This window comes from Actinoplanes rectilineatus (genome assembly GCF_000962825.1).
GTDB classification, from domain to species: domain Bacteria; phylum Actinomycetota; class Actinomycetes; order Mycobacteriales; family Micromonosporaceae; genus Actinoplanes; species Actinoplanes rectilineatus.
The window spans coordinates 1-22,173 of record NZ_JZKF01000005.1; the positions used below are offsets into that span (position 1 = coordinate 1).

The 22,173-nt window shown below is 69.6% G+C and carries 22 protein-coding genes; 17 read left to right on the forward strand and 5 right to left on the reverse strand.

The features are described from left to right. From WH85_RS04715 to WH85_RS04725, 3 genes are all read left to right on the forward strand, one after another. Positions 1-2,259: ATP-binding protein (locus WH85_RS04715; RefSeq protein ID WP_045740444.1), on the forward strand; the 2,259-nt coding region annotated here is incomplete at its 5' end. A 40-nt stretch (positions 2,260-2,299) separates the two neighbouring features. After that, complete coding sequence (locus WH85_RS04720; protein ID WP_045740445.1) at positions 2,300-2,848, forward strand: response regulator; 549 nt, start codon at positions 2,300-2,302, stop codon at positions 2,846-2,848. Positions 2,849-2,932: 84 nt separating this feature from the next. Then, a complete protein-coding gene (locus WH85_RS04725; RefSeq protein WP_045740446.1) occupies positions 2,933-3,724 on the forward strand; it encodes a hypothetical protein in 792 nt (263 codons plus the stop codon). A gap of 99 nt (positions 3,725-3,823) precedes the next feature. Here WH85_RS04725 and WH85_RS04730 read toward each other — a convergent pair whose 3' ends face one another. Then, entirely contained in the window at positions 3,824-4,150 is a 327-nt protein-coding gene (locus tag WH85_RS04730; RefSeq protein ID WP_045740447.1) for an STAS domain-containing protein, read from the reverse strand. A gap of 124 nt (positions 4,151-4,274) precedes the next feature. Between WH85_RS04730 and hemL the strand changes: the two genes are divergently transcribed. From hemL to ccsB, 6 genes are read left to right on the forward strand one after another with little or no spacing between them, the layout of a single operon-like run. Next, positions 4,275-5,621, forward strand: coding sequence for a glutamate-1-semialdehyde 2,1-aminomutase (gene hemL / locus WH85_RS04735; RefSeq protein WP_157410779.1), 1,347 nt, complete (start codon positions 4,275-4,277; stop codon positions 5,619-5,621). Next, positions 5,618-6,274, forward strand: a complete 657-nt coding sequence (locus WH85_RS04740; protein ID WP_045740449.1) for a histidine phosphatase family protein — start codon at positions 5,618-5,620, stop codon at positions 6,272-6,274. Before hemL ends, WH85_RS04740 begins: the two co-directional genes overlap by 4 nt. 1 nt (position 6,275) lies before the next feature. Beyond that, positions 6,276-6,830 (forward strand): TlpA family protein disulfide reductase, encoded by a 555-nt coding sequence (locus tag WH85_RS04745; RefSeq protein WP_045740450.1) that lies wholly within the window; start codon positions 6,276-6,278, stop codon positions 6,828-6,830. Continuing rightward, positions 6,830-7,618, forward strand: a complete 789-nt coding sequence (locus WH85_RS04750) for a cytochrome c biogenesis CcdA family protein (RefSeq protein WP_045740451.1) — start codon at positions 6,830-6,832, stop codon at positions 7,616-7,618. The genes WH85_RS04745 and WH85_RS04750 overlap by 1 nt, the downstream gene beginning before the upstream one ends. Then, a complete protein-coding gene (gene resB / locus WH85_RS04755; RefSeq protein WP_045740452.1) occupies positions 7,615-9,249 on the forward strand; it encodes a cytochrome c biogenesis protein ResB in 1,635 nt (544 codons plus the stop codon). Before WH85_RS04750 ends, resB begins: the two co-directional genes overlap by 4 nt. Further along, the gene (ccsB, locus tag WH85_RS04760; protein WP_045740453.1) at positions 9,249-10,199 is read left to right on the forward strand and encodes a c-type cytochrome biogenesis protein CcsB; all 951 of its coding nucleotides are present in this window, start codon (positions 9,249-9,251) and stop codon (positions 10,197-10,199) included. The genes resB and ccsB overlap by 1 nt, the downstream gene beginning before the upstream one ends. Before the next feature lie 86 nt (positions 10,200-10,285). Here ccsB and WH85_RS04765 read toward each other — a convergent pair whose 3' ends face one another. Continuing rightward, positions 10,286-11,137 carry a hypothetical protein gene (locus WH85_RS04765; RefSeq protein ID WP_245673821.1) on the reverse strand — a complete coding sequence of 284 codons (852 nt, stop codon included), beginning with the start codon at positions 11,135-11,137 and terminating at the stop codon, positions 10,286-10,288. A 115-nt stretch (positions 11,138-11,252) separates the two neighbouring features. Between WH85_RS04765 and WH85_RS04770 the strand changes: the two genes are divergently transcribed. The 5 genes from WH85_RS04770 to WH85_RS04790 are packed head-to-tail and all read left to right on the forward strand — an operon-like array spanning position 11,253 to position 15,829. Beyond that, positions 11,253-12,713: a menaquinone biosynthesis decarboxylase gene (locus tag WH85_RS04770; protein ID WP_045740454.1), complete on the forward strand. Its 1,461-nt coding sequence runs from the start codon at positions 11,253-11,255 to the stop codon at positions 12,711-12,713. Then, positions 12,710-13,597, forward strand: a complete 888-nt coding sequence (gene mqnP / locus WH85_RS04775) for a menaquinone biosynthesis prenyltransferase MqnP (protein ID WP_045740455.1) — start codon at positions 12,710-12,712, stop codon at positions 13,595-13,597. Before WH85_RS04770 ends, mqnP begins: the two co-directional genes overlap by 4 nt. A 31-nt stretch (positions 13,598-13,628) precedes the next feature. Beyond that, positions 13,629-14,138: a SigE family RNA polymerase sigma factor gene (locus WH85_RS04780; protein WP_083448812.1), complete on the forward strand. Its 510-nt coding sequence runs from the start codon at positions 13,629-13,631 to the stop codon at positions 14,136-14,138. Next, positions 14,122-15,165, forward strand: coding sequence for a hypothetical protein (locus WH85_RS04785; protein WP_045740457.1), 1,044 nt, complete (start codon positions 14,122-14,124; stop codon positions 15,163-15,165). Before WH85_RS04780 ends, WH85_RS04785 begins: the two co-directional genes overlap by 17 nt. A gap of 16 nt (positions 15,166-15,181) precedes the next feature. Beyond that, positions 15,182-15,829 carry a UbiX family flavin prenyltransferase gene (locus tag WH85_RS04790; RefSeq protein WP_045740458.1) on the forward strand — a complete coding sequence of 216 codons (648 nt, stop codon included), beginning with the start codon at positions 15,182-15,184 and terminating at the stop codon, positions 15,827-15,829. Here the strand turns inward: WH85_RS04790 and WH85_RS04795 are convergent. Then, positions 15,802-16,077 carry a BldC family transcriptional regulator gene (locus WH85_RS04795; protein ID WP_045740459.1) on the reverse strand — a complete coding sequence of 92 codons (276 nt, stop codon included), beginning with the start codon at positions 16,075-16,077 and terminating at the stop codon, positions 15,802-15,804. The two genes, WH85_RS04790 and WH85_RS04795, sit on opposite strands and share 28 nt — an antisense overlap. A 211-nt stretch (positions 16,078-16,288) precedes the next feature. Here WH85_RS04795 and WH85_RS04800 point away from each other — a divergent pair, with 211 nt between their 5' ends. Genes WH85_RS04800 through WH85_RS04810 form a run of 3 tightly spaced genes read left to right on the forward strand, consistent with a single transcriptional unit; the run spans position 16,289 to position 19,126 of the window. After that, on the forward strand, positions 16,289-16,738 hold the full coding sequence (locus WH85_RS04800) for an Lrp/AsnC family transcriptional regulator (RefSeq protein WP_045740460.1): 450 nt from the start codon (positions 16,289-16,291) through the stop codon (positions 16,736-16,738). A 1-nt stretch (position 16,739) separates the two neighbouring features. Then, positions 16,740-17,837: an L-cysteine desulfhydrase Cds1 gene (cds1, locus tag WH85_RS04805; RefSeq protein WP_045740461.1), complete on the forward strand. Its 1,098-nt coding sequence runs from the start codon at positions 16,740-16,742 to the stop codon at positions 17,835-17,837. Between the two features lie 26 nt (positions 17,838-17,863). Beyond that, positions 17,864-19,126: a hypothetical protein gene (locus WH85_RS04810; RefSeq protein ID WP_045740462.1), complete on the forward strand. Its 1,263-nt coding sequence runs from the start codon at positions 17,864-17,866 to the stop codon at positions 19,124-19,126. On the opposite strand, the gene WH85_RS04815 is transcribed toward WH85_RS04810, so the two are convergent. Together WH85_RS04815 and WH85_RS04820 are read right to left on the reverse strand one after the other, a co-directional pair. Beyond that, positions 19,110-19,739 carry a putative glycolipid-binding domain-containing protein gene (locus WH85_RS04815; RefSeq protein WP_083448797.1) on the reverse strand — a complete coding sequence of 210 codons (630 nt, stop codon included), beginning with the start codon at positions 19,737-19,739 and terminating at the stop codon, positions 19,110-19,112. The genes WH85_RS04810 and WH85_RS04815 overlap by 17 nt on opposite strands. A 302-nt stretch (positions 19,740-20,041) precedes the next feature. Next, positions 20,042-21,835 (reverse strand): DEAD/DEAH box helicase, encoded by a 1,794-nt coding sequence (locus WH85_RS04820; RefSeq protein WP_045740463.1) that lies wholly within the window; start codon positions 21,833-21,835, stop codon positions 20,042-20,044. Positions 21,836-22,173: the final 338 nt, after the last annotated feature.

A 22,173-nucleotide genomic window follows, 5' to 3' on the forward strand; every position in this document is an offset into this window, starting at 1 on the left:
CGGGTGGCCCGCGAGGTGGGCTCGGAGGGCAAGCTCGGCGGTCAGGCCCAGGTCAAAGGCGTTTCGGGTACGTGGCGCGACCTCACCGACAACGTCAACCAGCTGGCCTCGACGCTCACCATCCAGCTGCGTGCCATCGCCGAGGTGTCGACCGCGGTGACCCGTGGTGACCTGACCCAGAGCGTCGCGGTCGAGGCGCAGGGCGAGGTGGCCGAGCTCAAGGACAACATCAACCAGATGATCGTGACGCTCCGCGACACCACCAAGACCAACGCGGAGCAGGGCTGGCTCGACTCCAACCTCGCCCGGATAGGAGGTCTGCTCCAGGGGCAGCGGGACGTCGACGAGGTCTGCCGCATGATCATGACCGAGGTGACGCCGCTCGTCGACGCCCAGCTCGGCGCGTTCTTCCTGGTCGACAACGAGGAAGCGGTGATGCGGCTGCGCCTGGCCGCGGCGTACGGCTACGTCGCCCGCGACTACGAGGTGACCTTCGGGCCGGGCGAGGGACTGGTCGGCCAGGCCGCGGTGTCCCGCCGCACGATACGGGTCCGCGCGACCCACGACGGCATACTGACCATGCGTTCCGGGCTGCTCGCGATGCCGCCCAACGACCTGGTGGTGCTGCCGGTGCTGTTCGAGGGCGAGATGCTCGGCGTGATCGAGTTCGCGTCGGTGGCGGCCTTCTCCGGACTGCACCTGACGTTCCTGGAGCGGCTGGTCGCGACGATCGGAGTCGCGCTCAACACCATCCAGGCCAACCGGCGCACCGAGGAGTTGCTGGCACAGTCGCAGCGCCTGGCCCGGGAGATGCAGGACCAGTCGGCGGAGTTGCAGCGCACCAACGCCGAACTGGAGGACAAGGCCAAGCTGCTCAGCGACCAGAAGGCCAACATCGAGCTGAAGAACCGCGAGATCGAGCTGGCCCGGCTCGGCCTGGAGGAGAAGGCGCAGCAGCTGTCGCGGGCCAACACGTACAAGTCCGAGTTCCTGGCCAACATGAGCCACGAGCTGCGGACACCGCTGAACTCCCTGCTGCTGCTGGCCCGGCTGCTGGCCGACAACAGCGACCAGAACCTGACCGGCAAGCAGATCGAGTTCGCCCGGACGATCCACAGTGCGGGTTCCGACCTGCTGTCGTTGATCGACGACATCCTGGACCTGTCGAAGATCGAGGCCGGCCGGATGGACGTGGAGACCGACATCGTCGACTTCGACGGCATCCGCAGCTACGTCGAGCAGGCGTTCGTGCCGCAGGCCGAGGACAAGGGCCTGCGGTTCCGCGTGGACGTGGCGCCGGAGCTGCCCGACTCGATCGTCACCGACCCGCAGCGTCTCCAGCAGATCCTGCGCAACCTGCTCTCCAACGCGGTCAAGTTCACCGACTCCGGCTCGGTGACGCTGAGCATCTTCGCCGCCCGCGCGGACGCCGACCTGGACGTACCGTCGCTGTTGTCGGCCCGGCAGGTGGTCGGGTTCGCGGTCAGTGACACCGGCATCGGCATCTCCGACGAGAAACTGGCGATCATCTTCGAGCCGTTCCAGCAGGCCGACGGCACCACCACCCGCAAGTACGGCGGCACCGGGCTGGGCCTGTCGATCAGCCGGGAGTTCGCCGCGCTGCTCGGCGGCACGATCACGGTCGCCTCGGTCCCGGGGGAGGGCTCGACCTTCACGCTCTACATGCCCGAGGCGCTGGTGCCGGACGCCATTCCGATGCCGGTGCTGCCGCCGGTCCCGGCGAAGGCGATCTCGGTACGCCCGGCGGCCTCGCTGGACATGCCGCTGATGGAGATGCCGTCGCTTGTCACACCCCGGCAGGAGGAGAAACCGGTCTCCACCCCGGCCGGCCGCAAGCTGGACGGCGCCACCGTGCTGATCATCGACGACGACGTGCGTAACGTCTTCGCCCTGACCAGCGCGCTCGAGATGCACGGCCTGAACGTGCTCTACTCCGACAACGGCGTCGACGGGGTCCGCATCCTGGCCGAGCACCCGGAGATCGACATCGTGTTGATGGACGCGATGATGCCGGATCAGGACGGGTACGAGACGACCCGGGGAATCCGGCGCAATCAGCGCTTCCAGGACCTGCCGGTAGTCTTCCTGACGGCGAAGGCGATGCCGGGCGACCGGGAATCGGCCATCGCGGCCGGCGCGAGTGACTACATCACGAAACCCGTCGATCTCGACGAGTTGATCGAGCTGATGGCGCGCTGGGTGAACGCGGAGGGGAAGACGACGCCGGAACGAGGCTGACCCGTCGGAGGGAACCGAGCTGTGGGTGAGGTGAGCGGACGTGGGTGAGCGCGCCAAGGCGCTGCTGGTCGACGACCGGAAGGACAACCTGCTGGCCCTGGAGGCGATCCTCCAGGGGCTGCCGGTGACGGCGGTGGCGGTGGAGAGCGGCGAGGCCGCCCTCAAGCAGCTGCTCACCGACGACTTCGCGGTGATCCTGCTGGACGCGCACATGCCCAACATGGACGGTTTCGAGACCGCCAGCCACATCAAGCGGCGGGAACGGACCCGGCATGTGCCGATCCTGTTCCTGACCGCCGCCGACCGGGACGCACAGCTGGCCCTGCGGGGATACGCGGTCGGCGCCGTCGACTACCTCACCAAGCCGTTCGACCCGTGGGTGCTGCGCGCCAAGGTCTCCATCTTCGTCGAGCTGTGGACCAAGAGTCAGCAGCTCAAGGCGCAGGCCGAGGCGTCCAGGGAGCGTGAGGCGCAGTGGCAGCGGTTGACCGGGACGGTCGACGAGGCGGCCCGGGTGCTGCGGGCCGGTGGCGCGGACGCGGCCGGTGAGGCGCTGGAACTGCTGGAGAAGGAGCGCTGGGGCAGCTGATCCGGCTGTGACCTGGGTCACCGGGGACAACCTTGCCGGGTGAGGAAGCCACTACCGGGACGTGATCACCATGCGGCGGCCGCGATGACGCTCATCGAACCCGAGCTGCGCGCTGCGCTGCGTGCCGAAGCGGCGGCTCACCGGCCGGACCGCGAGGCGATGCTCAACCGGATCACCCGGCAGACCATGCGCACCGCCGCGGTACGGGACCGGCCGGCCCCGCGGCTGAAGATCGCCGGAGCGGCGGTGGCGGTCGCCGCGATCCTCGGCGGTGGCGGCATCGCCCAGTGGTCGCTGGCCGGCGACGGGGAACCCCGTCCGGCGCCCCGCCCGCCGAGCGTGGTCCTCCCGGTCACGCCGTCCCCGGACGTCACGGTGTCGTCCCCGGCGGTGCCGGACGGATCGCCGTCGGCGACATCCCGGCGCAGCAGGAGCCGTCCGCCGGCGTCCGCGGGGCCCACCTCGCCCAGTGCCGTGCCGGACGTGGCCACCACCGAGCGCGGGCCGGTCTGGTCGGACGGTTCGGTCGACGCCGGCGACTCGCAGGGCAGCAGCGTGGTCACCCTGAAGACGACCGAGCGACTCAGCACGCTGGAGGTCACCATCCGGGTGGCACGGACCCCCGAGCTGGTCTCCCGGGGCGGCAGCCGCCAGGTGCCCGGCGCGAGCGTGACCACCGCGGTCACCGAGGAACCGGACGCCCTGGTCTACCGGTTCGTGCTCTCCTCCGGCGACGTCCTGGAACCGGGGACGTACGTCTTCTACGCGCGGTACACGCATGCCGCCGGTGGACGTGACGCCGGTGCGGACGCCTACGCCGCGGTCGCCGGAACGGACGCCGACGGCACGGTCACCGTTGCCGGGGCTTTCGGTTAGAAGTACGTCTTTCCACAGCCGACGCTGCCCACAGGAAGCGGTCGCTGACGGTGTGGCAGCATCGCGCGTATGTTCGGGGCGGCGGAGTGCGGCGCCGGTCTAGGCGGTGCTGCTGATCATCAGGGCGCTGCGCAGACCGGTGATGTCCAGCACCCGCATCAGGAACTCGCCGACGTTCGCCAGGGAGAGCACCGCACCGGCGTGCTGCGCCTTGCGGCTGAGCACCACGAGCGTCCCCAGGCCCTGCGAGTCGCAGAAGGTCACGCCGGACATGTCGAGCACGATGCGCACCGGCGGATCGGGCAACAGATCGTTGACGATCGCGGCGAGCTCGGTGACCGTGAGCACGTCGACTTCCCCGGCGAGCTGGATCACCACCTCGTCCGGGACACGGTGCACCGTGATCGACAGCTCGGGTCGTTCCACACGGATGAGCCTATCCTCTTCAGGGCGAATCGGCCTGTCCGGCACGGTCAGAGCCACCGCGTCGGGGCACCATCCGATGACGTGAACAACCCTCTCGAGACACCTGCCGTACGCCGCTGACAGAATGGGAACCGCTGTGACCACGACATATCCCGCCGCGGATCTTCCGTATCCGGAGGACGCCCCGGTTTCCCAGTCCCTGTTCGACCGCGCCCGGACCATCGTGCCCGGCGGGGTCAATTCACCTGTGCGGGCGTTCCACGCGGTCGGTGGCACCCCCCGATTCATGGTCTCCGGCAGTGGACCGTGGATGACCGACGCGGACGGGCGGCGCTACGTCGACCTGGTCTGCTCCTGGGGCCCGCTGATCCACGGCCACGCCCATCCGGAGATCGTCGGGGCGGTGCAGCGGGCCGCGGCGCTCGGCACCAGCTTCGGCACCCCGACCCAGGGCGAGGTCGACCTGGCCGAGGAGATCGTCCGGCGGACGGCGGTGGACGAGGTCCGGCTGGTCAACTCGGGCACCGAGGCGACGATGACCGCGATCCGCCTGGCCCGCGGCTTCACCGGCCGGTCCAAGATCGTGAAGTTCGCCGGGTGCTACCACGGGCACGTGGACGCCCTGCTCGCCGCGGCCGGTTCCGGCGTGGCGACGCTCGGCCTGCCGGACTCGCCCGGTGTCACCGGCGCGGCCGCCTCCGAGACCATCGTGCTGCCCTACAACGACGCGGCCGCGGTCGAGGCGGCCTTCGCCGCCGAGGGCGACCAGATCGCCGCGATCATCACCGAGGCGGCGCCGGGCAACATGGGCGTGGTCGCGCCCCGCGACGACTTCAACGGCAGCCTCGCCGAGATCGCGCACCGGCACGGTGCCCTGCTGATCGTCGACGAGGTGATGACCGGCTTCCGCGTCTCGGCCGGCGGCTGGGCCGGTCTGCACCCGGTCGACGCCGACCTCTACACCTTCGGCAAGGTGATGGGCGGTGGTCTGCCCGCCGCGGCCTTCGGCGGCCGTCGCGAGATCATGTCGCGGCTGGCGCCGGCCGGACCGGTCTACCAGGCGGGCACGCTCTCCGGGAACCCGCTGGCCTGCGCGGCCGGCCTGGCCTCGCTGCGGCTGGCCGACGAGGGCGTCTACAAGCGGCTGGACGAGCTCTCCGGCACGGTCGGCACGATCGTCGCGGACGCTCTCACCGCCGCCGGGGTGCCGCACCGCCTGTCGTACGCGGGCAACATGTTCTCGGTCTTCTTCACCGAGAACGAGGTCGTCGACTACGAGTCGGCGAAGACCCAGAACGCCGCGGCGTTCAAGGGTTTCTTCCACGCCATGCTGGCCCGCGGTGTCTACCTGCCGCCGAGCGCCTTCGAGTCGTGGTTCGTGTCGACCGCGTTGGATGACGCGGCACTGGAGCAGATCGCCGCAGCCGCACCGCACGCGGCTCGGGCGGCCGCGGAGGAGACGCAGCGGTGAGCGAGCCGACCAAGACCACGGTGCACGTGTTCCGGCACGGTGAGGTGTTCAACCCCACCAAGATCCTTTATGGCCGGTTGCCCGACTTCCACCTCTCCGAGTTGGGCCACCAGATGGCCAAGGCGGCCGCCGGGACGCTCGCCGGCCGGGACGTCACCCACCTGGTGTCGAGCCCGCTCGAGCGCGCCCAGGAGACCGCCGCGCCGTTCGCCGCCGAGCTCAAGCTGGACATCGCGACCGACGTCCGGCTGATCGAGAGCGCGAACTACTTCGAGGGCAAGAAGGTGTCGGCCGGCGACGGCGCGTTCGGCAACCCGCGGCACTGGTGGGTGCTGCGCGACCCGATCACCCCGTCCTGGGGCGAGGCCTACCTGGTGATCGCCCAACGGATGTTCGAGGCGCTCCAGGCCGCCCGGGTCGCCGCCGAGGGCCACGAGGCGGTCTGCGTCTCGCACCAGCTGCCGATCTGGACCCTGCGCCGCTACATCGAGGGCAAGCGCCTCTGGCACGACCCGCGTAAGCGCGAATGCGGCCTGGCCAGCCTCACCTCGTTCCGTTTCGAGGGCTCGAAGGTGGTCGGCATCGACTACTCCGAGCCCGCGGCGCACCTGGTCGCCCTCTCGGCGACCGCCAAGACCGCCAAGGGGGCGTGACATGCGCCGTCTCGTCGCTCTTCCGGTCGCTGTTCTCGTCACCGCCGGCGCCCTGGCCGGCTGCGGCACGGAGAACTGGACGCAGAACTGCACCACCACCAACGGTGTGATCGAGTGCGACGAGGCGGACCGCCCCCAGGTCGACGGTGTCTCCGGCGAACTGCTCGGCGGCGGGACGTACGACGTCGCGTCCGACCGCGGCAAGGTCGTCGTGGTCAACTTCTGGGGTTCGTGGTGCGCGCCGTGCCGCGCCGAGGCGGACGACCTGGAGAAGACGTACCAGGCGACCAAGGAGAAGGGCGTCACGTTCGTCGGGGTGAACACCCGCGACGACCGGGACTCCGCCACGAACTTCGAGCGGGGCCGGGTCACCTACGGCAGCCTGTTCGACCCGGACGGCGCGGTCGCCATCAAGATCGACGCGACCAACAACGCCACGCCGGCCACGCTGGTCCTGGACCGGGAGGGCCGGATCGCGGTCGCGCTGCGCCGGGCCACCACCAACGGTGAGCTCCAGCCCCTCGTGGAACGGGTGGCGGCGGAAGGAAACGGCTGATGGGCGACGCGTTCTACAGCACCGCGCTCAACGGGCCGATGCTGCTCGCGATCGGCGCGGCCGTCGTCGCCGGGCTGGTCAGCATCCTCTCGCCCTGCGTCCTGCCACTGGTCCCGGGCTATCTCTCCTACGTGACCGGCCTGGCCGGCTCCGACCTGGAGACGATGACCGGCACCGGCACCGGCGACGGGAGCCGCCGGCTGGCGGTCAAGGGCCGGGTCCTGCTCGGCAGCAGCCTGTTCGTGCTCGGCTTCGCGGTCGTCTTCACGCTGCTCACCTCGCTGGTGGCGAACATCGGTTTCACCCTGCTGACCCACCGGGACGTCCTGAACACCGTGCTCGGCGTGCTGGTCATCATCCTGGGACTGGGTTACCTGGGCTGGATCCCGGGCTTCCAGCGGGAGGCCCGGTTCAGCAAACTGCCGGCCGCCGGGCTGCTCGGCGCCCCGGTCTTCGGCGCGATCTTCGCGGTCTCCTGGATCCCCTGCGTCGGACCGACCCTGGGCGCGGTCGCCGCCCTGGCCACCACGAGCGGGCAGACCGACCGGGCCGTGATCCTCGCGCTGGCCTTCAGCCTCGGACTGGGCGTGCCGTTCATCCTGTTCGGCCTCTTCTTCCGCCGGCTGCTCGGCGTGTTCACGGCGATCCGCCGCAACAGCCGCTGGGTCACCCGGGTCGGTGGTGCGCTGCTGATCATCATCGGGCTGACCCTGGTCACCGGCCAGTGGAACTACTTCCTGGCCTGGCTGATGACCACCTTCAACTTCGGCGGTGATCTGCTGCTGTGACCGTCGTCGAGGACCGGCCCGCCACCGCCGACGCGCCACCGCCGCGCCGGGTCAACCCCGTCTGGGCACTGCTGCGCAACTCCTGGCGACAGCTCACCAGCATGCGTACGGCCCTGGTACTGCTCTTCCTGCTCGCGGTGGCGGCGGTTCCGGGTTCGATCTTCCCGCAGCGGTCGGTGAACCGGGAGAACGTCTCGGAGTACTTCACCGCGCACCCGAAACTCGCGCCGGTGATCGACCGGCTGGGCGCCTTCGACGTCTACGCGTCACCGTGGTTCGCCGCGATCTACCTGTTGCTGTTCACCTCGCTCATCGGGTGTGTGCTGCCCCGGCTGCGGGATCACGCGCGAGCGCTGCGCAGCGTACCCCCGCAGGCACCGAAGCGGATGGACCGCCTGCCGCACCATGTGGCAGCGAGCCCGCGCCCGGAGGCCCCTGACGCCGCGGCACAGGCCATCGCCCGTGGCCTGCGCCGCAAGATGTTCCGCACCCGGGTCCGCGAGGAGGGCGACGGCAGCTGGACGGTCTCCGCCGAGAAGGGCTACCTCAAGGAGACCGGCAACCTGCTGTTCCACCTCGCCCTGCTGTCCGTGCTGATCGGGGTCGGGTTCGGCCACTGGTACGGCTGGCACGGCAACCGCATCCTGGTGCAGGGCCAGGACCAGGGATTCTGCTCGGCGCTCCCGCAGTTCGACGAGGCGACGCTGGGCCCGCGGCTGACCGCGAGTGATCTGCCGAAGTTCTGTCTCGAGCTGACCGACTTCCAGTCGACGTTCCAGGACAACGGGCAGCCCAAGTCGTTCGGCGCCACCGTCGAGGTGACCGAGGACGGCGGGCCGGCGACCACCCGGACCTTCACGGTCAACGATCCGCTGCGACTCGACGGCGCGAACATCAACCTGATCGGCCAGGGCTACGCGCCGGTGCTGCGCTACACCGACAAGTACGGCGTCGCCCAGACCAAGGTCGTCCCGTTCCTGCCCACCGACCTGATGATGACCAGCGAGGGCGTCGCCCAGTTCCCGGACGCCAACGTGGACCCGGCGACCAACAACCGCGACGACAAGCAGCAGGTCGGCTTCGAGGGCGTGTTCCTGCCGACCGCCGGCACCGACGGCAGTGCGGCGTCGCGGTTCCCGGCCCTCGACGATCCGGTCCTCTACCTCAGCGCCTACCGCGGCGACCTGGGCCTGGACGTCGGCATCCCCGGCTCGGTCTACTCGCTGGACCGCGACCAGATCGACAGCGGCAGACTCCAGAAGATCAGCGGCGACCGTCCCCAGGTGCTGCGACCGGGCCAGAGCTGGACCCTCGACGACGGCGGCAGACTGGAGTTCGTCGAGGTCCGGCGGCTCGCCACGATCTCCCTGCGGCACGACCCGGCGCAGGTGACCATGCTGATCGGTTCGGTGCTGGGGCTGATGGGCCTGATGCTGTCGCTCTCCGTGCACCGGCGCCGGATCTGGTTCCGGGTGCTCCCGGCGGACGACACCGACACCGGCACCGGCGGTAGCGTGGTCGAAGCCGGTGGTCTGCCCCGCACCGACCACGCCGGATTCGGCGACGAATTCGCGGCGCTCACCGAGACGGCGCTCGCCCGCGATCACGATTCTGAGGAAGGGAAGAGCTGATGGCGGAGTGGTCCGACCAGTTGATGGCGCTGACCGTGCTGGCCTACCTGGCGGCCATGGTCTGTTACGCCGGTGAGTACGCGTTCGGTCAGCGCAGCCGGATCGGCAAGGCCGCGGCCCGCCAGCTGGTGGGCGCGGGTGCTCCCGCGGCGCCGGCCGCCGAGGAGAACACCCCCGCCAAACCGTCGAAGGGCGAGTGGGCCGGCCGGGTCGCCGTGGCCCTCAACGTCGTCGGCCTGGCGCTGCACCTGGGCACCGCGGCCACCCGTGGCATCGCCGCCGAGCGGATGCCCTGGGGCAACATGTACGAGTACATCGTCTCCACGACCCTGGTCGGTTCCGCGGTCTGGGTGGGTGTGCTGCTGCGCAAGCCGGTCCTGCGGCACCTCGGGCTGTTCGCGTCGCTGAGCCTGGTCGTGCTGCTCGGTGCGGCCAGCCTGATCGCGTACACCCCGGTCGGCCCGCTGGTCCCGGCGCTCAACTCGTACTGGTTCGTCTTCCACGTGTCGACGGTCATCATCTCGTCGGGCATCTTCCTGATCGGCGCGGTCCCGGCCGCGATGTTCCTGATCAAGAACGGTTACGACGAGGGCAAGCGGTCGTTCCCGTACACGCTGGGCAAGCGGGTGCCGGACGCCGGGATGCTGGAGCGTCTCACCTTCCGCCTGCACGCCTTCGCGTTCCCGCTGTTCACCTTCGGCGCGCTGATCGCCGGGCCGCTGTGGGCCGAGGCGTCCTGGGGGCGGTACTGGGGCTGGGACCCCAAGGAGGTCTGGGCGTTCATCTCCTGGGTCGTCTACGCCGCCTATCTGCATGCCCGGGCGACGCCGAGCGTCAAGCGGACGGTCGCGACGTGGATCGCGCTGCTCGGGTTCGTGACGATGCTGATGAACCTGTTCGGCGTGAACCTGTTCTTCGAGGGGCTGCACTCGTACGCGAACGCGGGCTGAATCGCGTCTCGCGTCTCGCATCCCGTGTCTTGCACTCGCGTCTCGTGACTCGTGACTCGTGGCGAGCGCGAGCCACGGGACACGGGTCAGCAGTCGCCCGCGGCCCAGGTGTCGTACCGGGTCACCCAGTCCAGGCAGAAGCCGCCCTGGACCTGCCGTAGACCCGGTTCGACACCGGTCACCGTGGGCACGTCCTCCCGCCAGAAGCGGGACGCGCCACCACCGGCCGGCCTCAGCTGCACGTTGTCCACGGTCACCCTGGGCAGGTCCAGCCGGGCCGGCTTCTTCGGATCCCCGTGCACCTCGACGTACTGCTCGATGTAGGCGGTCTCGCCGACCGGCAGTTTCTGGCTCGTCAGCAGGTTCCAGCGGTTGTTCCACCAGAGCCAGGCGCTCCACACCCCGCCGCCGTCGGTGTGCACGTCCAGCCAGACCCGGTCGCCGGTCTTCACCGCGTACTGGTCGTAGAACTGCCAGGCGTTGGTGTTGGTGTTGAACGTGTAGACCCGTGGCCGGCCGCCCCCGGACCAGCCGGTTCTCGCCCAGCCCGCCTCCAGCCAGGCGATCCGGCCGCGTTCGATCTCCCGTTTGGCCATGAACCGGGCGGCCACGAAGTCGTAGGTGCCGGTGCGGACGGTGCTGTCCACCACCGAGTACCGCCCGGACACCCCGCCCCACTCGCCGCTGGTGCCCGCGCCGAGGTGGTGGTAGCCGCTGGTGGCGGGTTTGGCCCGGTCGGGCGGTCCGGCCTTCTCCAGGATCGGGCCGGCGGCCCGGCAGGCACCCGGGGTTCCCGGACCGGCCGGACCGGTCGGTGGGCGGGACGACTGGGGTCCGGGGGAGCAGGCCGGCAGTCCCCGGCCGGCGACGGCCGCCGGAACGGCCACGGTCAGGGCGGCTCCCAGACCGGCCAGTGCGAACCACCGAGCCACACGCACGGAGCACCCCTTGTCGATCGGGAGGGCAGTGTCGTCCCTCTCAACGCGAATACCCGATCACCAGTGACGGGACCTGCCAGGGAGGCGGCGGTGGGGCGGTGCCAGACTGGGGTGCATGGCGTCCCGTGGATTCCCCTATGCCGATCTGCAGAGCTTCCTGGCAGCCCTCGAGGAGGCCGGTGAGCTGCGTCGCATCACCGTTCCGGTGGATCCGACGCTGGAGATCAGCGAGGTGGTGACCCGGACCGTGCGGGCCGGCGGGCCGGCGCTGCTCTTCGAGCGCCCGACCCGCGGCGAGATGCCGCTGGTGATCAACCTGTTCGGCACCGAGAAGCGGATGGCGATGGCCCTCGGCGTCGACCGGCTGGACGAGGTCGGCGAGCGGATCGGCGCGCTGGCCAAGCCGGAGCTGCCGGTGGGCTGGTCCGGCATCCGTGAGGGCCTGGCCAAGGTGCTGCAGCTCAAGTCGGTGCCGCCGAAGAAGGTGAAGAGCGCCCCCTGCCAGGAGGTCGTGCTCAAGGGCGACGACGTGGATCTCGGTCTGCTGCCCGGCCTGCAGGTCTGGCCCGGTGACGGCGGCATCTTCCACAACTTCGGTCTGACGCACACCAAGCACCCGGAGACCGGCAAGCGGAACCTGGGCCTCTACCGGCTGCAGCAGCACTCCAAGAACTCCATCGGCATGCACTGGCAGATCCACAAGGACTCCACCGCCCACCACGCGGTGGCCGAACGCCTCGGGCAGCGTCTCCCGGTCGCCATCGCGATCGGCGCCGACCCGGTGGTCACCTACGCCGCGAGCGCCCCGCTGCCGTCCGACATCGACGAATACCTGTTCGCCGGCTTCCTGCGCGGTGAGCGGGTCGAGATGGTGGACTGCCTGACCGTGCCGCTGCAGGTGCCGGCCGAGGCGCAGATCGTGCTGGAGGGCTACATCGAGCCGGGTGAGCGGATGCCGGAGGGCCCGTTCGGGGACCACACCGGTTACTACACGCCGGTCGAGCCGTTCCCGGTGATGCACATCGAGACGATGACGATGCGCAAGAAGCCGATCTACCACTCGATCGTCACGTCGCAGCCGCCGCAGGAGGACCACGGCCTGGGCAAGGCCACCGAGCGGATCTTCCTGCCGCTGGCCAAGATCCTGATCCCGGACATCGTCGACTACGACATGCCGGCCGCCGGCGTCTTCCACAACTGCCTGATCGTCTCCATCCGCAAGCGCTACCCGAAGCACGCGCAGAAAGTGATGAACGCCATCTGGGGCGCCCACCTGATGTCGCTCACCAAGCTGATCGTCGTGGTGGACGAGGACTGCGACGTCCACGACTACAACGAGGTGGCGTTCCGCGCCTTCGGCAACGTCGACTACTCCCGCGACCTGCTGCTGACCGAGGGGCCGGTGGACCACCTGGACCACTCGTCCTACCAGCAGTTCTGGGGCGGGAAAGCGGGTGTCGACGCGACACGCAAGCTGCCGGCCGAGGGCTACACCCGCGGCTGGCCGGAGGAGATGGTGATGTCCCCGGAGGTCAAGAGCCTCGTGGACAAGCGGTGGAAGGAATACGGCATATGACGGCGGTCGTCGAGAAACCCGGCAAGGTCAAGGCGTTCCTGCGGCTGGTGATGATCGAGCACTCGATCTTCGCGTTGCCGTTCGCCTACCTGTCCGCGCTGGTCGCCATCGAACGGGACGGAACCGGACGGCACTGGCTCGACCTGGTGCTGGTCACGATCGCGATGGTGTCCGGGCGGACGTTCGCGATGGCGGCCAACCGGATCCTGGACCGCCGGATCGACGCGCTGAATCCGCGTACCAGGAACCGGGAGCTCGTCACCGGCGCGGTGAGTGTCCGGACGGCCTGGACCGGCGCGATCGTCTCGCTGGTCGTCATGATCCTGGCGGCAGGCCTGCTCAACCCGCTCTGCCTGCTGCTCTCGCCGCTCGCGGTGATCCCGCTGGTGGTCTACCCGTACGCCAAGCGGTTCACGAACTTCCCGCACTACGTGCTGGCGGTGGCGCAGGCGGTCGCCCCGGTGGGCGCCTGGCTGGCGATCACCGGCACCTTCGAGGGCTCCTGGCCCGCCTGGGTGCTCGGCGTCGCCGTGGGCCTGTGGATCGGTGGGTTCGACATCATCTACGCCTGCCAGGACGTGGAGGTGGACCGCGAGATCGGCGTGCATTCCACGCCGGCCCGGTTCGGGGTGGCGACCGCCCTGCACATCTCGACCGGCACGCACGTGCTGGCGTTCGCGCTGTTCGTCTGGTTCGGGCAGCTCGTCGGCCTGGGCTGGCTGTGGTGGATCGGCCTGGCGGTGACCGGCGCCGGCCTGGTCTACCAGCACGTGGTGGTGACCCCCACCGACCTGTCCAAGGTCAACCGGGCGTTCTTCACCGCGAACGGGTTCATCGCCATCGCGCTGTTCGCCTTCGCCCTACTGGATCTGATCCTGCTGTAACCGAATCCACGGCGATCTCCGTCCTATGGCCGTGAGCGAGAGAGAAGCCGAGTTCCGGGAGTTCGCCGGCGCGCGCATGGAAGCCTTGCGCGGGCTGGCGTACCTCACGTGCGGCGACTGGCAGACAGCCGAGGACGCGGTGATGTCCGCCCTGTCGAAGCTGTACGTCAAGTGGAACCGCATCGACAACCATGACGCGTACGCGCGTACCGCCGTGGTCCGGGCGGCCATCGACGAGACCCGCCGCCCGTGGTGGCGGCGGGAACGTGTGCACAGCCACGCGATGCCCGACCAGGTCGTGCCGGACGGCACCGGCCGGGTCGACGATCGTCTGCGCCTGCGGGAGGCGCTGCGCCACCTGCCCGCCCGGCAACGGGCCGTGCTGGTGTTGCGCTTCCTCGAGGGCCTCAGCGTGCAGCAGACCGCCGCCGCGCTGAAATGTCCCGAGGGCACGGTCAAGGTGTACACCTCGCGGGGACTCGCGGCGCTCCGGCAGATGTTCGGTACGGATCTGGAGGCGCGGCATGAAGCGGCTGTCTGACCTGATGGACGACGCGCGGACGGAGGCCCCGCCGATGGGGTTCGACGTGAACGACCTGGTCACGGCCGGCAAACGCCGGCAGATGCGGCGGACCACCGGGTGGGCGCTCGCGGCCGTGGTGGCGGTCGCCACCGCGATCGGGGTTCCGCAGATCGCCACCCGGGCGTCCACCGAGCCGGCGCTCCCGGCGGCGAAACCGAGTCCGACGGCGACGCCCAGTCCCTCGGTGACGCCCGCCACGGCGAAGGTCTTTCCGTCGGCGTTCGTCTTCCGCGGCTACCAGACCGCTGACTTCACCGTCACCGATCCGGACGGGATGGGGCTGTCCGGGTCCGGGGCGTCGATCACCCGGCTCGGCACGACGAAGGCGGAGGCCAGTCTGGAGGTGTACGTTCCCGGCGCCGTGCCGGTCCGGACCGGCACGGCGAAGGTCGTCAAGGCGGCGCCGGTCGGCGGCCGGGAGGCGTACTACCTGCGGGAGGGCGACCGGGAGAGCCTGTACTGGGAGTACGCCGACAACGCCCTCGCCGTGATCAGCGGGTTGGGGGCGGCCGACATGCCGAAGATGACCCGGGCCGAGCAGATGCAGGTGGCGAAGGGGTTCGCGCTCGGCGGCGGGAAGAACCTGCGGGTGCCGTTCCGGGTCGGCTCGGTGCCGCAGGGCTACCAGCTGCAGGCCGTGGGCACCACCAGCGCCTACCTGATGGCGTCGGGGCAGATCCGGGAGATCCTCGACCGTGGCGACCGCAGCCCCGGGATGGGCCCGGTCCGGGAACAGATCCAGCTGAACATCACGGAGTCCAACCCCTACAACGAGCAGTTCCGCGAATGCGACATCGAGGCGCTGACCTGCCGCAAGATGATGGCCGACGACCGGTACATCATCGAGTTCAACGCGGTCGACGTCAGCGTCGAGGAGTTCCGCGCGTTCATCGAGGCGGTCGAGCCCGCCGACCCGGACGACCCGTCCACCTGGACGGATGTGACCGAGGCCTTCCCCGCGTCGGTACAGGTCAGCCTGGAATAGCGGCACACTGGAAGGCATGCGCGAACCCTGGATCGTCGGCGTCTCCGGAGCGTCCGGCACCCCCTATGCCAAGGCGGTGCTGGCCGCTCTGCTGGACGCCGGCGAGTCCGTCGACCTGGTGGTCTCCCGGGCTGCCCGGCTCACCCTGCTGGACGAGACCGGCGCGACGATCCGGGACGCGCACTGGAAGGACGACGTGGCGGCCTGGATCGGCCGGGATCTCGGCGACCTGGCCTACTGGCCGGCCGGGGACCTGGCCGCCGGGCCGTCCAGTGGGTCGTACCCGGCGAAGGGCATGGCGGTCGTTCCGGCGAGCACGGCGTCGTGTGCCGGCATCGCCATCGGCCTGTCCAAGGATCTTCTTCAACGGGCGGCCGAGGTCAACCTCAAGGAGCGGCGGCGTACTGTCGTCGTCCCCCGGGAGACCCCGGTGACCCGTAGTCATCTGGAGCACCTGATCGCGCTTCACGACGCGGGTGCGGTGGTTCTCCCGGCCAGCCCCGGATTCTATGGATCCGGGGCTGACGCTACGGCGCAACAACTAGTCGATTTCGTGGCGGGAAAGGTGATGGACGCTTTGGGCGTACCACACACGCTTTTCCGAAGATGGACCGGTGATCTGGGTGAGGGACGCGGTCAGCGCAATCCGTTGGGCGGGCCGTAGCCCGCACCGGGATTGCTGGGACCGTTGTTGCGCGGCTTGTTGGCCGCGTCGTCCTCGCGCATTTCTTCGATCACGCCGTCGCCCTCGAGGAGGGCACGGACCTCTGACTCACGGAATCGGCGGTGTCCACCGGGAGTCCGGATGCTGCCGATGCGGCCGGCGGCGGCCCATCGCGTGACCGTCTTGGGGTCGACGCGGAATAGGGCAGCCACCTCGCCCGGTGTCAGCAGACGATCTCCAGTGTCCACAACCCCCTCCTCGGTTCGGTTTCTGGAGCGGCCGTGGTCACGGTGAGTGTCGGCTTGCTCGATCGGGACGTAAAGCCATTAGAGCACCGCCCCTGAAGCAAGTCCGTGAAATGCGGAAAAAGCCCCGATTGCGACAGTGGTCATTATCCTGCCCCCCATTCGCCGCTACCGGGCGTGAGTGCAGAGGTGCCACCCGATTAGGGTTTCAACCATGGACTCCATCGACCTCCGGCTGATCGACCTGCTACGGGAGAACGCCCGCTCGTCGTACGCCGAGCTCGCCCGCAAGGTCGGGCTCTCCGCCCCCGCGGTGCACGAGCGAGTGGGTAAGCTCGAAGCCGCCGGGACCGTTCGTGGCTACCGGGCCGACATCGACCATGAGGCGATCGGGCTCGGGGTCACCGCGCTGATCGGCATCATCGAGGACTCCGGCGCCGACACCGACGACGTGCTCGCCGCCTTCCGCGCGATGCCCGAGGTGGAGAGCTGCTACTTCATGGCCGGAGTGGAGTCTTACCAGCTCACCGTGCGGGTGGGCACCATCGCGGAGCTGGAGCAGCTGATCGTGCGGATCAACCGGACGGCCGGTGTCGCATCGACCCGGACCGCGATCGCGCTGTCCACCAAGTGGGAGAACCGCCCACAGCCGGGTCGTGGCTGAGATGACCGACTTCGCCCTGGACCGCTGTGACGAGACCGCCCGCGACTGGGCCCGCGACGCGATCGCCCTGGTCGAAGCGGACGCCAACCGCTCCGCCGACACGCATCTGCTGCCGTTCCCCCTCCCGGTCTCCTGGGGGATCGACCTCTATCTCAAGGACGAGTCCTCACACCCCACCGGTTCACTCAAGCACCGCCTGGCACGATCGCTATTCCTGTACGCACTGTGCAATGGCTGGATCGGGCCACACACGACGATCGTGGAAGCCTCGTCCGGATCGACAGCGGTGAGCGAAGCGTATTTCGCCCGAATGCTGGGATTGTCGTTCACCGCGGTGATGCCCGCCAGTACCTCCCCGGAGAAGATCTCGCTGATCGAGTTCCAGGGTGGCCGGTGCCATCTGGTCGACGATCCGACCATGGTGGTCAGCGAGGCCCGCCGTCTCGCCGCCGACCGGGACGGGCACTTCATGGACCAGTTCACGCACGCCGAACGGGCCACCGACTGGCGGGGCAACAACAACATCGCGGAGTCGATCTTCAGTCAGATGACGTTGGAGCGGCACCCCGTACCCTCGTGGGTCGTCGTCGGCGCCGGAACCGGCGGCACCAGCGCGACCATCGGCCGGTACGCCCGCTACCGCCGGTTCCCCACCAAGCTCTGCGTTGTCGACCCCGAGGGATCGGCCTTCTGGCAGGCTTATGTCGCCGGTGACTGGTCCGTGGTGACCGGCAAGGGCTCCCGCATCGAGGGGATCGGCCGGCCCCGCGTCGAAGCGTCCTTCCAGCCCGCCGTGGTGGACCGGATGATCCACGTACCGGACGCCGCGTCCCTGGCCGCCATGCGCGCCGGCACCGCCGTGCTGGGCCGCCGGCTGGGCGGGTCCACCGGCACCAACCTGTGGGGCGCGTTCGGCCTGATCGCCGAGATGCGCAACGCCGGGCGGACCGGATCGGTGGTGACGCTGATCTGCGACGGCGGCGAGAGGTACGCGGACACCTACTACTCCGACGAGTGGGTGGCCGCGCAGGGCCTGGACCTGACCGCACCCTCCACTGTGATCGACAGGTTCCTCAAGGAAGGCACCTGGGCCGTCTGAACGGGCGCATGATTAGATCCACGATCATGAAAAAGGCTGGGAAGTGGATCGCCGGGCTGAGCGCCACGGCCGTGCTCGTCGCGGGCGCGGCCGTCGCCGCGATCACCTTCTGGCCGGCGGCCGAGAAACCCGCCGAGGCCGTCCCGACCGTGGCGCCGCCCCGGGCACTGACCCCGTTCGAAGAGGCGAAAGCCCTGCTCGAGGCCCAGGCCGCCGGGCTGGAACAGGGCGACGAGAAGACCTGGCTGTCGGCGGTCGACCCCGAACAGCCCAAACTCGTCGCCCGGTACCGCACCCTCTTCCGCAACCTGCAAGGCCTCGGCGTCGGGCACGTGGAGTACCACGCCAGCCCGGAGCCGGAGAGCACCAAAGCCGAACCCGTGGTCTTCGCCCAGCTCGGCTACTGCTTCACCGACGGCCCCTGCCCGGCCTGGCGGGTGACCTTCGACGAGGGGCCGCCCAAGCTCAACCAGACCGTCACGTTCACCCTGCGCAGCGGCCGCTACGTGATCACCGGTCTGGACGAGCCCGACGACCACGTCCTGCCCTGGGAGAGCCGGCAGCTCAGCTTCGCCACCGGCAAACGGGTCGTGGTCGCCGCCGCGAGCAGCCAGAAGAAACACCTGAAGAAGGTGCTGAAAGCCGCCGAGAAGGCCGCCGTGGTCACCGACCGCTACGCGAAGATGATCGGCGGCGTGCCGGCCGGGCGCTACCGGATCTACCTGGCCGACGACGAGGCGTGGAAGACCTGGTACGGCGGCGGCAAGGCGAAATGGGTCGTCGGCTACGCCCGCCCGCTCAACGCGATCGGCCATGACGTGGTCCTGCACACCAGGAAGGTGCTCGACGACGACGTCGACGTGATCGTCCAGCACGAATTGGCCCACGTCGTCACCCTGGGCGGCGTCGGCACCTGGGACACCGCCGACGACCAGTGGCTGCTCGAAGGCATCGCCGAATACATCGGGATGCTGCCGAAGAAGGCGCCGGACACGTACAACCGCTACCGGCTCCAGGCGACGGCGGCGCGCAAGGGACTGCCGAAGTCGATCGCAGTGCCGACCCTCGACGCCGACGCCGACGACCTCACCGTCGACACCCTCTACGCCATGGGGCACTACGCCGCGGCGTGCATGGCGACGAAATACGGCGAAGCGAAACTGATGGACTTCACCGACCAGGTGCTGCGCCAAGGCAGGAAACCCGACGAGGCGTCCCGGTCCGCCTTCGGCAAGCCGTTCGCGGCAGTCGACAAAACCTGCATGAGCTGGATCAGGCAGCGGGTGTGACCCGCCGGCCCAGACCTGGATAGTCCACGACGAAACCCTCGTCGTCGCAGGTCAGGTCGGCGCTGAAAGTCTCACTCGCATACCGCACCCGATTGCCGCCCAGCGGCGTGTAGATCTGGTCGGCCTGCACGACCTCCAGGCTCGGCACGCGGACCCACGCCACACTGAGCCGGTGCGAGACGCCCGGCTCGGCAGTCAGCAGCCCCAGCCGCCGGATCGGCAGACTGTTGGTGACCAGGGAACATCCGAGGTCGGCGTCGAAAGCACCGTAGAGCAGGTCGGGATCCTCGCTGCCGGGCGACGCCGCCCGGGCGTGCCCCGCGGCGACCAGCGCCGCATCCAGGTCACCCTGCTCGGAACCGGTGATCCGCCAACGCCCGGCCGCCAACTCCAGACGCACACCCCGGGCCCAGCCCGCCCCCTCGGTGCGCACATCCAGCCGGGCCGTCGTCCCGTCCCCATCGGTCTGCAACTCGTAATGGCAGGCGTAGGCGACCGGTGCGGCAGCCAGAGCAGTGCCCCGGGCGTACCACCCGGCCCGGGTCTCCAACAGGGCGTGCTCGGCACCGGACACGTCCCGGCGCTCCCAGAACAGCGCGATGGGCAGCGGCATGGGAGTGAAGGTACCCGCCCCACGCGTCTCTCTACCGCGCTTCGCGCACCCGTCCCCCTCCCGGCGATCCCGTCACCCTCTTTCTCTCGTACGCGCAAGGTGGCGCAGCCAAGCGAAAAAGGCGGTCGGCCCGGAAAAAAGCGAGGAGCCCCCGGGTACACACGAGGTGTATCCGAGGGCTCCCTGCACGGTAGGCCGCCCGATCAGCGGCCTGCCGGTCGTTCAGTCAGCACGGCCGCTCAGTCGGCGGCCGGCCGGTTGATCAGTCCGTATGGCCGTCCAGTCGGCGGCCGGCCGGTTGATCAGTAGCTGCGCGCCGGGCGGGACGTGCCGAAACGGCCCTGGGCCGGGCCGTCACGCCGATCGGTGCGAGGACCATCGGTACGACGCTGCCCGGTCGGACGGTCACCGGTCCGCGGCTGACGGTCGCCGAAGGAACGGTCACCGGCCGGACGCTCGGAGCGCCCCCGGTCACCGTAGCCACCGCGGTCGCCACTCGGACGGTCGCCGTAACCGCCACGGTCGCCGCCACTCGGACGGTCACCGTAGCTGCGGCCGCCGCTGGGACGGTCGCCGTAACCACCGCGGTCGCCACTGGGGCGGTCGCTGTAGCCACCACGGTCGCCGCCGGCCGGACGGTCACCGTAGGAACGCTGCGGGCGGTCACCGAAACCACGGTCACCACGGTCGTTGCGGTCACGGTCACCGAACGAACGCTGCGGGCGGTCACCGAACCGGCGCTCGCCACCACCACTGCGCGGACGGTCACCGAACCGGCGCGAACCACCGGAACGCTCCCGGCGCGGCTCCGGCTCCTCGACCACCGGGATGCCACTGGGCTCACGAGCCCCGGTGATCTCGGCCAGACGCTCGTCGCCCAGACGCACCCGAACCTCGTCCGGGGAGACGCCGGCCTTGGTCATCATGGCCTGCGTGGTGCGCCGCTGCTTCGGCAGAACCAGCGTCACCACGGCACCCGACTCACCAGCCCGAGCCGTACGGCCCGCGCGGTGCAGGTAGTCCTTCGGGTCCTTCGGCGGGTCCACGTGCATGACCAGCGAGATGCCGTCGACGTGGATGCCACGGGCGGCCACGTCGGTGGCGACCAGGACGTTCGTCCGGCCTTCCTTGAACTCCGCAAGCGTGCGGGTGCGAACCCGCTGGGTCTTGCCGCCGTGCAGCGCGCCGGCGCGGACGCCGACCGCCGCCAGCTGCTCGACCAGCCGGTCCACGCCCATCTGGGTGCGGGCGAAGACGATCGTCTTGCCGGCCCGGTTCGCGATCCACGAGGTGATCGGGAACTTGTCGGACGGCGGGATCAGCAGCAGGTGGTGATCCATGGTGGACACGCTCGCCTCGGCCGGAGCCGTCGAGTGCGTGACCGGGTCGTGCATGAAACGCTTGACCAGGGTGTCGACGTCACCGTCCAGAGTGGCCGAGAACAGCAGGCGCTGCGCATTCTCCGGCGTCTTGGACAGCAGGTCGGTCACCTCGGGCAGGAAGCCCATGTCGGCCATCTGGTCGGCCTCGTCGAGAACGGTCACCTCGACGTCGTCCAGACGGCAGGCACCGCGCTCGATCAGGTCGGCGAGCCGGCCCGGGGTCGCGACGATGACCTCGACGCCGCGGCGCAGCGCGTCCATCTGACGGTCGTAGGGAACGCCGCCGACAGCGGTCTTCAGGAAGACACCGACGGAACGACCGATCGGCATCAGCGAGTCGGCGACCTGCATCGCCAGCTCACGGGTCGGAACCAGGATCAGAGCCTTGGGGTAGTGCGGGCGAGCCTTGCCACTCAGCGCCGTGCGGGCGAGCACCGGCAGGCCGAAAGCGAGCGTCTTGCCGGAACCGGTCTGGCCACGGCCGAGCACATCGCGCCCCGCGAGGGCGTCGGGCACGGTGGCGGCCTGGATCTCGAACGGGGTGGTGATGCCCTCACGGTTGAGAACGCGCACGATCTCGGAGGGAAGGCCCAGGTCGGCGAAACCGCGAACCGGAGCAGCGGCGGGAGCGTCGGTGCTCTCCGGCGCGGGCAGCTCGGCCTCGCTGGTCTCGTGAACGGACGGGAACGTGCTGGGGTCAGCGAAAGTCGTCAAGAGAACCTCTCTACGGGGGCGCACGCTCGCGAATGACCCGCTGCAGCCCGCTGAGACCGCTCGCTGAAATGCCCGCAAGAACGCCCGTGGCGCGCACCGGATGGGCGCGCCGCATCAATAACTACCATCAGTGTACGGGTGAACGTCTGCGACCCCGACCGCATTCCCGGTGCGTAGTGGGCAGGCTCACCTCGATGCAAAACCTCGCCAGCTTAGATGCTGCCAACCGCGAGGGCAAACATCAGGCATTTCCATGCTGGTGGCGGGGCGTGATGTCGGAAAACCGACGGATCTTGAAAAGGATTCGACGGCGGGCCGGACCGCACCCGCCGTGCTGG

What these genes read in the sequence shown, in the direction of transcription:
- WH85_RS04725 (WP_045740446.1), top strand. Translation starts at nt 2,933, where the DNA reads ATGACGCTCATCGAACCCGAGCTGCGCGCTGCGCTGCGTGCCGAAGCG.
- hemL (WP_157410779.1), top strand. Translation starts at nt 4,275, where the DNA reads ATGGGAACCGCTGTGACCACGACATATCCCGCCGCGGATCTTCCGTAT.
- WH85_RS04745 (WP_045740450.1), top strand. Translation starts at nt 6,276, where the DNA reads ATGCGCCGTCTCGTCGCTCTTCCGGTCGCTGTTCTCGTCACCGCCGGC.
- WH85_RS04750 (WP_045740451.1), top strand. Translation starts at nt 6,830, where the DNA reads ATGGGCGACGCGTTCTACAGCACCGCGCTCAACGGGCCGATGCTGCTC.
- ccsB (WP_045740453.1), top strand. Translation starts at nt 9,249, where the DNA reads ATGGCGGAGTGGTCCGACCAGTTGATGGCGCTGACCGTGCTGGCCTAC.
- WH85_RS04770 (WP_045740454.1), top strand. Translation starts at nt 11,253, where the DNA reads ATGGCGTCCCGTGGATTCCCCTATGCCGATCTGCAGAGCTTCCTGGCA.
- mqnP (WP_045740455.1), top strand. Translation starts at nt 12,710, where the DNA reads ATGACGGCGGTCGTCGAGAAACCCGGCAAGGTCAAGGCGTTCCTGCGG.
- WH85_RS04785 (WP_045740457.1), top strand. Translation starts at nt 14,122, where the DNA reads ATGAAGCGGCTGTCTGACCTGATGGACGACGCGCGGACGGAGGCCCCG.
- WH85_RS04790 (WP_045740458.1), top strand. Translation starts at nt 15,182, where the DNA reads ATGCGCGAACCCTGGATCGTCGGCGTCTCCGGAGCGTCCGGCACCCCC.
- WH85_RS04800 (WP_045740460.1), top strand. Translation starts at nt 16,289, where the DNA reads ATGGACTCCATCGACCTCCGGCTGATCGACCTGCTACGGGAGAACGCC.
- cds1 (WP_045740461.1), top strand. Translation starts at nt 16,740, where the DNA reads ATGACCGACTTCGCCCTGGACCGCTGTGACGAGACCGCCCGCGACTGG.
- WH85_RS04810 (WP_045740462.1), top strand. Translation starts at nt 17,864, where the DNA reads ATGAAAAAGGCTGGGAAGTGGATCGCCGGGCTGAGCGCCACGGCCGTG.
- WH85_RS04815 (WP_083448797.1), bottom strand. Translation starts at nt 19,739, where the DNA reads ATGCCGCTGCCCATCGCGCTGTTCTGGGAGCGCCGGGACGTGTCCGGT.